The sequence below is a fragment of the Pseudoalteromonas sp. S4492 genome, assembly GCF_005886115.1.
Classification (GTDB): Bacteria; Pseudomonadota; Gammaproteobacteria; order Enterobacterales; family Alteromonadaceae; genus Pseudoalteromonas; species Pseudoalteromonas gelatinilytica.
Genome location: NZ_PNCP01000001.1, coordinates 26,593 through 38,104 on the forward strand (window position 1 = coordinate 26,593; position 11,512 = coordinate 38,104).

The following is an 11,512-nucleotide window of genomic DNA, read 5'->3' on the forward strand; positions in this document are numbered from 1 at the left end:
TCTAGATCTTATTCATTTTCAGTTAAAAAAACTTTGTGTAGCGCACGTACAGCCAGTTCTAAATACTTTTCGTCAATTAAAACTGATATCTTTATTTCTGATGTCGATACAAGCATCACTTTGATGTTTTCATCGGCAAGGGCATTAAAAAATAAACTTGCCACACCAGAGTGAGATTTCATCCCTACACCTACTGCAGACACCTTGGCAACATTGCTTATCCCTTTAATAGATTCTGCGCTGATACCATCTTGGTTACTGGTCAAAATTTCAAGCGCTTGCTCAAAATCATTCGTGTGCACAGTAAAAGCATAGTCTATTTTTTCAAAGTTATGATTAACTTGATTAATCATATCTATTTCGATGCCGAATTCTGCAAAAAGTTTCAAAATTTTTGCAAGGTTTTCCGTTCCTTGGTGCACGCCATTGACGTAAATCAAACTTTCGTCACGATTAAAGGCGATACCCGACACAATGTTTGCTTGCACATCCGGCTCCTCAAAACTGATCAAGGTCCCTTGATCCGGGTTAAAACTCGATAACACTCTGAGCGGTATATTATATTTTCCTGCGGCTTCAACACTACGAATATGCAGAACCTTAGCCCCAAGACTGGCCATTTCGAGCATTTCTTCGAAAGTGACATGGCTCATACGTCGCGCATTTGGTTCAATACGCGGGTCGGTCGTGTATACCCCATCAACATCGGTGTAAATCTGACATTCATCCGCATTGATAGCACCTGCAATCTCAACCGCAGAAGTATCTGTACCACCGCGACCAAGCGTAGTGATATTGCCTTCAATATCGCGGCCCTGAAAGCCCGCTATAATAGCAATCCGGTTATGCTCAAGTTCATGCTTAAGGCGAGTCGCAGCAATCTCTTCAATACGTGCTTTGCCAAACATATTATCGGTGCGAATGTTGACCTGATCAGCAAGTAAGCTTACCGCTGAGTGACCACGTTTAATAATAGCCATTGCGAGTAAAGAGACTGACACTTGCTCACCGGTGGTTAGCAACACATCAAGCTCACGAGCACTAGGTCGAGAATCGATTTGTTTAGCGAGTTCAATTAGACGGTTAGTCTCTCCCGACATCGCCGAGAGCACCACCACAACTTGATGGCCTTGCTGCTTGGTTTTTACAACAAGGTCGGCGACGGCCTCAATTCGCTCTATTGAGCCAACTGAGGTGCCACCGAATTTTTGGACGATAAGTGCCACTAGTGATTAAGAATGCTCAGTTAACCAACCAGTTACACTTTCTAAGGCTGCTGCAAGGTTCTCTGGCTGAGTACCACCTGCTTGCGCCATATCAGGACGACCACCGCCCTTACCGCCTACTTGTGCAGCCATGTGATTTACAAGCTCACCGGCTTTCACTTTACCTGTTAGGTCTTTAGTTACACCTGCAATTAGGCTTACTTTATCGCCATTAGCTACACCAAGGGCAATAACACCTGAACCAATCTTCGTTTTCAGGTCATCAACCATGCCACGTAGTGCTTTAGACTCAGTACCTGCAACATCAGCAACCAGCAGTTTAATACCGTTCACTTCAACAACAGAGTCAAGTAACGATGCACCTGCCGCACTTGCTAGCTTGTCGTTAAGCTGTGCAATTTGCTTCTCAAGGCCTTTTGATTTCTCAAGTAACGCAGTTACTTTTTCAAGCACTGTGCTGCTATCACCTTTAACTAGCGCTGCAACATCATTTAACTGTTGCTCTTGCTCACTTACATAAGCAACTGCTTCAGCACCCGTTACCGCTTCAATACGGCGGATACCGGCAGCGATACCGCTTTCTGATACGATTTTAAATAAACCGATATCACCAGCACGCTTAACGTGAGTACCACCACATAGCTCGATTGAGTAATCACCAATGGTTACTACGCGCACTTCGTCGTCGTATTTTTCACCGAATAATGCCATCGCACCTTTTGCTTTTGCATCTTCGATAGCCATTAGCTCAGTTTCAAGCGCAAAGTTACGACGGATTTCATCGTTTACCGCGCGCTCGATTTGACGTAATTCGTCTTTTGTTACCGCTTCAAAGTGTGAGAAGTCAAAACGTAAACGTTCAGGGTCAACTAGTGAGCCTTTTTGACTTACGTGCTCACCTAAAATTTGGCGTAATGTTTCATGCAAGATATGCGTTGCAGTGTGGTTTTTCTTGATGCTATCGCGACGTGCTGCATCAATTGTTGCCTCTGCTTTGTCGTTTGTACCAATGCGACCTTGAACACGACCATGGTGTGCAAATGCATTACCAAGCTTAGTAGTGTTAGTCACTACAAACTCACCACCAGCGACTTTTAACACACCTGTGTCACCAACTTGACCACCAGATTCAGCATAGAACGGTGTGCGGTCTAAGATTGCGATACCTTCTTGACCATCTTCAAGTACAGAAACCGATTGACCTTCTGAGAAAAGCTCAACAACAGTACCTGTGTAATGCTCTGCATCGTAACCTTTAAAGTCTGTGTGTTTTTCAGACTTAAGTTGTTGGTTGTAATCTGCACCAAACTTACCCGCTTGCTGTGCTTGCTTACGCTGAACAGCCATACACTCTTGAAAGCCATGCTCATCAATCGTCATGAAACGCTCACGCGCCACGTCTGCCGTTAAGTCAGCTGGGAAACCGTAAGTGTCGTAAAGTTTAAATACTAAGTCACCTGGGATCACATCGCCTTCGATGTCAGTTAGGCTTTCTTCTAAAATAGCCAGACCACGCTCAAGTGTTTTACCAAACTGCTCTTCTTCAATACGCAGTACTTTTTCGATAATTTCTTGTTGCTTAGCAAGCTCTGGGTACGCTTGACCCATTTGCTCAATTAGCGCAGCAACTAGCTTATAGAAGAATGCACCTTTCGCGCCTAGCTTGTTACCGTGACGAACTGCACGACGAATAATACGACGTAGTACATAACCACGGCCTTCGTTTGATGGCATGACGCCGTCAGACACTAAGAACGCACACGAACGAATGTGGTCAGCCACAACGCGTAACGATTTATCATCTAAATCTTGTGCATTCGTTACTTTAGCCGCAGCAGCAATAAGTGCTTGGAATAAATCGATTTCGTAGTTTGAGTGAACGCCTTGTAAAATTGCAGAGATACGCTCAAGACCCATACCTGTATCAACAGACTGCTTAGGAAGCGGCTCCATTGTACCGTCAGCATGGCGGTTAAACTGCATGAATACTAAGTTCCAGATCTCGATGAAACGATCACCGTCTTCTTCTGGTGAACCTGGAGGACCACCCCAAATGTGCTCACCGTGATCGTAAAAGATTTCAGAACATGGACCACACGGACCTGTATCACCCATTGACCAGAAGTTATCGCTAGTTGCAATGCGAATAATGCGGTCTTCACTTAGACCCACTTCTTTATGCCAAATGTTGAAGGCATCTTCGTCATCATGGTAAATGGTTACCAGTAGCTTTTCTTGCGGTAGTTTCACTACTTCAGTTAAAAATTCCCACGCAAATTTAATTGCGTCTTGCTTGAAGTAATCACCAAAGCTGAAGTTACCTAACATTTCGAAGAATGTATGGTGACGCGCTGTGTAACCTACGTTTTCAAGGTCGTTATGTTTACCGCCTGCACGTACACAACGTTGTGAACTGGTTGCACGCGAGTAAGGGCGGCTTTCCGCACCTAAAAATACATCTTTAAATTGCACCATACCGGCGTTATTGAATAATAACGTGGCATCGTTACCCGGGATCAGCGAGCTTGAAGGAACAATTTGGTGTTGTTTAGAGGCAAAAAAGTCTAAGAACTGTTGCCTGATCTGTGCGGTAGTCATATGCTGCATGTGAAAATCTCACCCGTTTATTGCTGTGCTTGCATTGCAAAATCAATTTGTTCGTAATTAAAGCCTCGATACATCAAGTAGCGTACACGTTTCGCTTTTTCTTTCTGGTCGAGTTCTTTACCTGAATTTGAAAACTTCTTTAAATATGCGTCCTTTGCGAGTTCAAACCAATCGATTTCGAACTCTTCGAGCGTCTTATCTAATAATGCTCGGTCTATCCCTTTTGCCATTGCTTCGCTTTGAATGCGTTTCGCACCATGATACTTAGCTAAATGGCGGCGTACAAACCCTTCGCAGTAACGCTGTTCGTTAATAAAGTTGTGTGATTCACACCAATCTAACAAGCGCTCTGTAAACTCAGGTGTCGCCTCTTTTTGCTGTAACTTTCGCGTTAAATCTCGACGCGAATAATCTTGTCGAGACAATAACCAAAGTACGTAATTCTTTAACTTTTGTTCTTTATCATCCATTACGCGTCAAAGCGTCCTGATTGTGACTGCGCTTCAGGTGCTTTTGTTTGGTCATCACCTTTTGGCACAACCGGCATAAAAATAGCCTGAAAAGACACAAAGAAGCTAATGTAACAAATTGGCATTAAAACCAATAGAGGAATAAACGATAAAGGAATACAGATCACCATTAAAATCGCGCAAATTAAGCCATAAACACTCAATGGCGCCATATTATGATAAAACACCATGAACGACGTTTTTAAAACCTGCAACATGTTGCTCTGCTTTTGAAAATAAACCAGCGGAATTGCATAAGCAAACGCGGTTAAATAAATGCTGATTGCCAATAAAAATACTGCCACTTGGCCCATTGAGATGGTTGCTAATAAATCGGCAATATGGGTTTGATTTTGCGGATCAAATGTTTGGCTCGAAATAACCGCATAGGCATCAGCAAAAATAAAATTAGAAAGTAAGGCTAATAAAATACCTGCCGCCATCTGGTACACAGCCACACGTACTAAACCAATACGATTTCCTTTGTTACTAAATGGCTTAAAAATATCAGCTTGGCTGATAGTTCCGCCTTGCTGTTTTGTTAATACGGCTTGATAAAAACCAGCCATCAAAAAAGGAGCAACAAATGCACCCACCACTTGTAATACAGGTAGCAATAAAGACAAAAAGCCAATAATACCAATTAACAGATGCATTAAAATAAAAGTGAAGGGTTGCAGCTTAAAGATTTCCCAGCCAGCTTTGAACCACTTTACGCCTGCATTGGCTTTAAAAACACGAACTTCGATCGACATAGTTTCTCATTCAATAACGACAAAACGCACCGAGTATAACTGGGTGCGTCGCTGGTTTATAGTCACCTGTTGTGAAATTTATTCAGGCTTTTTAATTTTTTTAATATCAAGCATGTGCGAGCCATGTTTGATTTTTGTTTCGAGGTAAGCTCGGTTACCTACCACACCCGCTTTAATGTGTGCATGAGTGCCAACCACTGAATCAACTTCAATACCCGCATCACGCAGTGCTTTAAGCTTATTTGGGTTGTTAGTCATTAACTTAACATGCTTTTGATTGAGTGCTTCTAACATTAATACCGCGTCTGAAAAGTCACGTAAATCATCAGCAAAGCCCAAGTGGTTATTTGCTTCGTAGGTATTCATGCCTTGCGACTGCAATACGTAAGCATCAATTTTATTGTATAAACCAATGCCACGGCCCTCTTGGCGTAAATACAGTAAAATACCGCCTTGTTGGTGCATCATCTCGATACACTCATTTAACTGTTCACCACAATCACAACGTGATGAGTGAAATACATCACCCGTTAAACACTCTGAATGCATTCGAATTAAAGGTACGTCTTGCTCAGTGTCAGCTTGATTAAACACTAAAGCAACATGCTCTTGGCCATCATTTAAGCCACTGAAAGATACGATTTCTGCAGGGATATCACTGTTTTTGCCAACATTTAGCTGGACTCTTGCTCTTACTTGCGCCACGACAAATCCAAATTTAAAAATAAATGCGATACTGCAAATGTGATTACAACAGCTTGAAGGTTGTAAGGATGCAACATACGACGAGTGATAACTAATATTGAGGCAGTTACCAGCAATTCAAGTATTATACACTCAAACCACCCCAAGATACGAGCTTTGCGCCACGCATAAACTGCGCTCAGCAAACACGATAAACGCCCTCACTTTGTACCTAGCTTATTGAATTGCAACAAATTGCTACAAATGAGCATTTAATCGATTCGATAAAATAGATTAGTTTAATCTAAATAAAGCAGTAAACCTTTTTCAAACCGTTAATAAAAACAACAATAATAATAGGGAATATTATGAAAAAAGCCTTCGTGCTAATTTGCAGCGCCCTGCTACAAAGCCAACCCAGTTCTGCCAATCAAAAGTACAATGAATCACACTACGTACCTTAAAGTTTAACAGTGACTCATCGCATGCAATTTGATACCTTGCACCTAATGATGATAATAATTATCATCAACAAGTATTAATCTCCTCTTCTCTGGGCAAAATAATAAGGAATATTATGAAAAAGAGCTCACTTGCCTTATGCATTACACTACTATTAAGTCAGCAAAGCATTGCCAATGAAACGACCACCCAAGAATTTAACGACACCTACCGCGCTTATGTCGCCGCTGTAGAAAATAAGCAAGACAGCAGTGAATTTGCCAAAAAAGCGTTTGAGCTTGGCAAAGAGATTTATGGTGAAAACGCTGACAACACTGCCAACCTGGCTATTAACTATGCAAACAGCCTTGCTAAAAGTGAACAAGAACAAAGCTTTGAGTTATATCGCACAGCCTACGAAATACTCGAAAAAAACCACGGCAAGCTAAGTGTGCAAGTGTATGATTCATTAATCGGCATGGCAGAATCAACTGCCTCTGCTAAGCGCGCTGATACGTATCTTGATGATGTCATTGCTATTGCTGAAAAACAAAACTCAGACAAGCTTGTTGCTGATGCAAAAATGACCGCTGCTCGTATCCTTGCTTACAAAGGAACTGGCGAGCGCTATTACACAGCAAAGAAATATCTTGAAGAAGCCGATAAGTACTACCAAGAAAACTTACCGAATAACGCTGTCGATCGTATTAGCGCTGACTTTTTAGTTGCCGCATTCGCAGAAAACCAACGTAAATACAGCACCGCTATTGAGCGGTTGAATCACGTAGTTAGCGTATTTGATCAAGAGCTAGACTTTGATCATCAAACCGAATTAAACGCCCATTCGAAGTTGGTTCACTTATACGAAAAAACAGGTAAAAGCGACGAAGCAACCAAACATTGTTTAGCAATTGCGAAAATGGTGCCTTGGAAAGAAAGCCAAGAACAAGAGCCGTTGTACCGTGTGCCGCCAAAATATCCAATGTCAAAAGCACAACGTATGGAAGACGGCATTGTCGTGATGGAATTTGAAGTAACCCCGTCAGGCTTTGTAGACAACATAACTGTGGTTGACTCTGAAGGTGGTACTGCATTTGAAAGAGAAGCAGTAAAAGCAATGAAAAAATGGCGTTATGCGCCTAAGTTTGAAAATGGTCAAGCCATTGCTGCAACTTCTCGGGTGCAATTAGACTTTAAAATAAAAAGATAAATAACAGGGTCGCAATGCGACCCTTTTTATAGCTTTTTAAGCAGGTTATCGGCTGCGTCCTCAATTAAATCGAGTACCTTTTCGAAACCTTGATCGCCACCATAATAGGGATCGGGGATCTCGCTCTCCCCTGCATCACCATGACTTAAAAACAGCGACAACTTATATTGTAAGTGCTCTGGGCACTGGGCTTGTAAATCAGCAAGATTTTGCTTGTCGGCTGCGAGAATTAAGTCAAACTCATAAAAATCAGCTTGAGTCACAGGTCGTGAATAAATTCCTTTAAAGCTATAACCGCGCTTTTCGGCTGCTGCTTTTGAACGTGAATCTGGTGGATTACCTTGGTGATAGCCAATGGTGCCAGCAGAATCAACTTTAACATTGACACCCAATGCCTTGGCACGGCTACGAAGTACCGCCTCAGCGGTAGGTGAGCGGCAGATATTGCCTAAGCATACAATCAAAACCTTTTTCATTATTCGTCCTTAAAATTGCTTTAAGATTGACTCATCATAACGTTCTGCATCAAGCGAGAGATTGTATTTATCTGCAACACTATCAAGCTCTGCCTGCTTAATTGCCAACTCATCCATGGTAATAGTGTTGTCATCAAGTTGCCATAACAAACGTGATCCCGCATAGCTGTAATGAATTGCTAATAAAGCATCTGCATTGCCCTCACGCCCTGCTGCTTTTAACTTTGGCATTTTACGGGTGATTTTATTAAGTGCTTTTTTAAGCTCCCACACATAGACAATTTCAGTCATGTAATCATGATTGCGGTATTTATTAAGCACAAAGCCCACCAGCAAACTACATACAACAACACCTAGTAGGTTCCAATGAAAATGGCTACCGCTTGGGTCAGGAAATAACGCTATTAACGTTTGTGAAATGGCTAAACTACCAACGGCTAGACCAATTACACAAGCAATAATCACTTGATTTAAATGTTTGCGGTAACGGGCTTTATCTATTTGAATAAGTTTCATAACAACCTAAAAAACTTGTGAAAAATAAAAAGTGAAAAAAATTTCACCCCTTTTTTATTTGCCAGCCGTTTTAGCTATGAAAGCAATTATCCTAAGAGGAACGGCTATGCATACTTTACCACTAAACTCAGCAAGCTTGAATAACAGCAATGCTGCTTTAAAGACAACCGCAGCAATTATTGGCGGCGGTGTCATGACCTTTGCAGCATTTGCATTTATGCAGTACTTAATTTCTGCTGAGCAAAGAGCCGATGTAAAAACAGGCCCTGATATCACGGTTGAAATTTATGAAGTACCAGAAGACTCAAAAGTGCAAGTAAAGCAAACACTGCCGCCACCGCCAGTTGCTAAAATGCCACCAAAAGTACCACCGCGCCCAACCATTGATACGACCGACACTGTTATAGTTGCGGATTTAACACCAACGATGACATTCGATAACATTGGCGACACGCTTAGCAAAAGCATTAATCAACCAACGGGAGATGCGACACCTATTGTACGTATAAACCCTAAATACCCTCCGGTAGCAGCTCGCGATGGCATTGAAGGCTGGGTGCAAATTAGCTTTAGTATTTCACCGACAGGCGAAGTGATTGACCCTGTTATTATTGATGCTGAGCCTAAACGGGTATTTGACCGTGAAGCAATTCGCGCGATTAAACGTTGGAAATATCGCCCTAAAGTTGTTGAAGGTGTGGCACAATTACAAACAAACCAAAGCGTTCAACTTGATTTTAAAATAGATGGATAACTGCCTATGCTAATGAGCATCAAGACATGGTTATTTGACAAGCCAAACACAGATTGTTTGGCGCAGTATGCCAAAACGGGCGACAACCGTTACCTTAACCAACTCGTTGCTCAATACGGGAACGATCTTTATCACTATCTAGTTACCCAAAGTGATAAAGATCTTGCCCTTGATATATGCCAGCAAACCTGGTTAAAAGTCATTGATAAACGCGACTTTTACAATGATCAAAACAACCCAAAAGCGTGGCTTTTTCGATTAGCTCGTAATTTATTAATTGATGAATTTCGTAAGCAGCAAAAGTTCGTTGAATTAGAAGACAACCAACTATTTTCTGAATCTCAGGATGCAAGTTATCACTACGACTATGAAGCCTTTGATAAAGCACTTATGGCGCTTAGCTTTGTACAACGTGAAGCGCTGACCTTACAACAAGAAGGCTTTAGTCTCGAAGACATTGTTGCAATCACACAAAGTAACCCAGAGACCATTAAAACTCGGCTGCGATATGCCCGTCAAAACCTGAAACAACAACTAGGAGGCCATCATGAAGCGTAACGACGAGCAATTCGATGCTGATTTAAAAGCACATTTTCAAAAACGTAAGGCAGAGCACAGCTTAAGCAGCGACAAGCTTTCAGACATGCAAAAACCACAGTCAGCAACGCCAAGGCCACAGCGCTTTTTAGGCTTACAAATGACCGGTGTTTTTGCTGCTTTAGCGATTCTTGGTTTTGTCATGCTGCAATACAACAACCGCGAGTTAACCGATGTTTATGCAGTAGATTTATCTGATTATCAATGGCTTGAAGTACACGAACTCGACGCTAAAGGCAGCTATGTGAGTAATCTTAAACAACAAAAACAAAACCTAGATGCGAACTACCAACAAGCATTAGCCAATCACCAAGCCCGTACCAGCTTCACCGGCCGTCTCGTCAGTGTTGATAACGACTGGTATATCGCCGACTGCGAGCAAAATGTCATAGTACAAATAAAGCAATCACTCCTTGAAGAGCTACAAAAACACGGCACCCTAGATACTCATATTCACCAAGGTGACCTACTCGCCCTAGACCAAAACAAACAAGGCCAAATCATCGCACTCAAACAGCTAACCCATGAGGCGAAAAATTGTACGAGTTAGCGAGCTCGTAGGTTGGGTAGAGCGTAGCGAAACCCAACACACTCAGAGCTGTCAGATTTAAAAAAGTTAGCGAGTTACAAGGGAAAAAGTAAAGGAATACCGTAGGCGTGAAATTTATTTCGCGCGATGGTTCATCGAGCCATCAGCTTTCAGATTTAAAACAAGTTAGCGAGTTACAAGAGTAAAGTTACAAGCTTTTAAGTAGCAGCGGGTTTACCCCGCGTAGTTAGATATCAGATGTCAGATCATTCTTCTGACATCTGATATCTAATATTAATTTCACTCCCCTACCTTCGGTAGCATACTTTTACTAATCACTTCAAATGTATCTAGGTCTATCAGCATAGAATAAACTTCATCGTTGTTGATAAATACAACGAATAAATTGCCTTCAGCGTTGAGGTTAGACTCTACAATTCGGTTGTAACCTGAAATAACTTCGCTGTAGTTTGAGCCATCAATCTTGCTTAGCGCGAAGGTGCGCTTATCTTTGCCATCTAGCAGTTTGTCGTTGTTGGTATCGTTTTTGATAACTTCATACGAAACTGCCTTAGGAGCATCGACTTTTTGCTCCTTGTAAGGACGAGTATCAAACTCTTTGTAACGGCTTAAAGCACCAAACTCTATGATCAACTGATCCGTTGTTTTAAATAGCCACTTGGCGTGATTGGTTTTGTCATTAAGAAACAAGATGTTCTTTGAGCGCGTAGGTCTGTATTTATAACCACCGCTAAAATTATTGTAAACTGTTACGTCAGCTTTCACCTCGATATCCAGTTTTTCTGATTCCAACGGGATAAAGTAAAAATCACTCCCCTCGACCTTACGGGGGTAACCCAGTTTCCACTTTTCTTGCTGCTTTTCATCTTCAGCTAAGTTTAGTGTTTGTTGCTGAACATGGTTATCGGACTTAAATAAGTAAGCAACAAAGTTATACCCTATTGCTGCTGTTCCAATGATTAAGCCCATAAGTAAAATTAGGCCGTTAACATTCCACACCCATTTAAAAAACTTTTCTGACTTCATACGACTGGTTAAATCCTTTTAAGAATAAGAACTTGCTAAGCTAGCAGATTTAAAACAAGTTAGCGAGCTACAAGGGGAAAGAGTAAAGGAGTACCGTAGGCGTGAAATTTATTTCGCGCGATGGTTTCCACGAGATTCCATGATCTGACTCCATAAAAGTA

The 11,512-nt window shown here is 41.8% G+C and carries 12 protein-coding genes; 4 read left to right on the top strand and 8 right to left on the bottom strand.

What is annotated here, in order from left to right:
• Positions 1-8 precede the first annotated feature (8 nt).
• The 5 genes from CWC28_RS00160 to CWC28_RS00180 form a co-directional block, all read right to left on the bottom strand.
• Positions 9-1,226: an aspartate kinase gene (locus CWC28_RS00160; RefSeq protein ID WP_054551281.1), complete on the bottom strand. Its 1,218-nt coding sequence runs from the start codon at positions 1,224-1,226 to the stop codon at positions 9-11.
• Positions 1,227-1,232: 6 nt separating this feature from the next.
• Positions 1,233-3,833, bottom strand: coding sequence for an alanine--tRNA ligase (gene alaS, locus CWC28_RS00165; RefSeq protein ID WP_138624563.1), 2,601 nt, complete (start codon positions 3,831-3,833; stop codon positions 1,233-1,235).
• A 17-nt stretch (positions 3,834-3,850) separates the two neighbouring features.
• Entirely contained in the window at positions 3,851-4,303 is a 453-nt protein-coding gene (locus CWC28_RS00170; RefSeq protein WP_063703456.1) for a regulatory protein RecX, read from the bottom strand.
• Complete coding sequence (locus CWC28_RS00175) at positions 4,303-5,097, bottom strand: BPSS1780 family membrane protein (RefSeq protein ID WP_063703454.1); 795 nt, start codon at positions 5,095-5,097, stop codon at positions 4,303-4,305. The genes CWC28_RS00170 and CWC28_RS00175 overlap by 1 nt, the downstream gene beginning before the upstream one ends.
• Positions 5,098-5,175: 78 nt before the next feature.
• Positions 5,176-5,802: a GTP cyclohydrolase II gene (locus CWC28_RS00180; RefSeq protein WP_054551277.1), complete on the bottom strand. Its 627-nt coding sequence runs from the start codon at positions 5,800-5,802 to the stop codon at positions 5,176-5,178.
• A 556-nt stretch (positions 5,803-6,358) separates the two neighbouring features.
• Between CWC28_RS00180 and CWC28_RS00185 the strand changes: the two genes are divergently transcribed.
• On the top strand, positions 6,359-7,432 hold the full coding sequence (locus tag CWC28_RS00185) for a TonB family protein (protein ID WP_063703451.1): 1,074 nt from the start codon (positions 6,359-6,361) through the stop codon (positions 7,430-7,432).
• 26 nt (positions 7,433-7,458) lie between these two features.
• On the opposite strand, the gene CWC28_RS00190 is transcribed toward CWC28_RS00185, so the two are convergent.
• Positions 7,459-7,908, bottom strand: coding sequence for a low molecular weight protein-tyrosine-phosphatase (locus CWC28_RS00190; RefSeq protein WP_063703449.1), 450 nt, complete (start codon positions 7,906-7,908; stop codon positions 7,459-7,461).
• A 9-nt stretch (positions 7,909-7,917) separates the two neighbouring features.
• A complete protein-coding gene (locus CWC28_RS00195) occupies positions 7,918-8,424 on the bottom strand; it encodes a DUF3087 domain-containing protein (protein WP_063703447.1) in 507 nt (168 codons plus the stop codon).
• A gap of 106 nt (positions 8,425-8,530) precedes the next feature.
• Between CWC28_RS00195 and CWC28_RS00200 the strand changes: the two genes are divergently transcribed.
• From CWC28_RS00200 to CWC28_RS00210, 3 genes are read left to right on the top strand one after another with little or no spacing between them, the layout of a single operon-like run.
• Entirely contained in the window at positions 8,531-9,178 is a 648-nt protein-coding gene (locus tag CWC28_RS00200) for an energy transducer TonB (protein ID WP_063703445.1), read from the top strand.
• A 6-nt stretch (positions 9,179-9,184) separates the two neighbouring features.
• Positions 9,185-9,736 (top strand): RNA polymerase sigma factor, encoded by a 552-nt coding sequence (locus CWC28_RS00205; RefSeq protein WP_063703443.1) that lies wholly within the window; start codon positions 9,185-9,187, stop codon positions 9,734-9,736.
• Positions 9,726-10,325, top strand: a complete 600-nt coding sequence (locus CWC28_RS00210; protein ID WP_063703441.1) for a hypothetical protein — start codon at positions 9,726-9,728, stop codon at positions 10,323-10,325. Before CWC28_RS00205 ends, CWC28_RS00210 begins: the two co-directional genes overlap by 11 nt.
• Before the next feature lie 279 nt (positions 10,326-10,604).
• On the opposite strand, the gene CWC28_RS00215 is transcribed toward CWC28_RS00210, so the two are convergent.
• Positions 10,605-11,351 carry a hypothetical protein gene (locus CWC28_RS00215; protein WP_138624564.1) on the bottom strand — a complete coding sequence of 249 codons (747 nt, stop codon included), beginning with the start codon at positions 11,349-11,351 and terminating at the stop codon, positions 10,605-10,607.
• Positions 11,352-11,512: the final 161 nt, after the last annotated feature.

Coding starts and splice junctions, on each gene's coding strand:
- CWC28_RS00215 (WP_138624564.1), bottom strand. CDS start 11,351: ATGAAGTCAGAAAAGTTTTTTAAATGGGTGTGGAATGTTAACGGCCTA.
- CWC28_RS00195 (WP_063703447.1), bottom strand. CDS start 8,424: ATGAAACTTATTCAAATAGATAAAGCCCGTTACCGCAAACATTTAAAT.
- CWC28_RS00185 (WP_063703451.1), top strand. CDS start 6,359: ATGAAAAAGAGCTCACTTGCCTTATGCATTACACTACTATTAAGTCAG.
- CWC28_RS00210 (WP_063703441.1), top strand. CDS start 9,726: ATGAAGCGTAACGACGAGCAATTCGATGCTGATTTAAAAGCACATTTT.
- CWC28_RS00170 (WP_063703456.1), bottom strand. CDS start 4,303: ATGGATGATAAAGAACAAAAGTTAAAGAATTACGTACTTTGGTTATTG.
- CWC28_RS00175 (WP_063703454.1), bottom strand. CDS start 5,097: ATGTCGATCGAAGTTCGTGTTTTTAAAGCCAATGCAGGCGTAAAGTGG.
- CWC28_RS00200 (WP_063703445.1), top strand. CDS start 8,531: ATGCATACTTTACCACTAAACTCAGCAAGCTTGAATAACAGCAATGCT.
- CWC28_RS00190 (WP_063703449.1), bottom strand. CDS start 7,908: ATGAAAAAGGTTTTGATTGTATGCTTAGGCAATATCTGCCGCTCACCT.
- alaS (WP_138624563.1), bottom strand. CDS start 3,833: ATGCAGCATATGACTACCGCACAGATCAGGCAACAGTTCTTAGACTTT.
- CWC28_RS00205 (WP_063703443.1), top strand. CDS start 9,185: ATGCTAATGAGCATCAAGACATGGTTATTTGACAAGCCAAACACAGAT.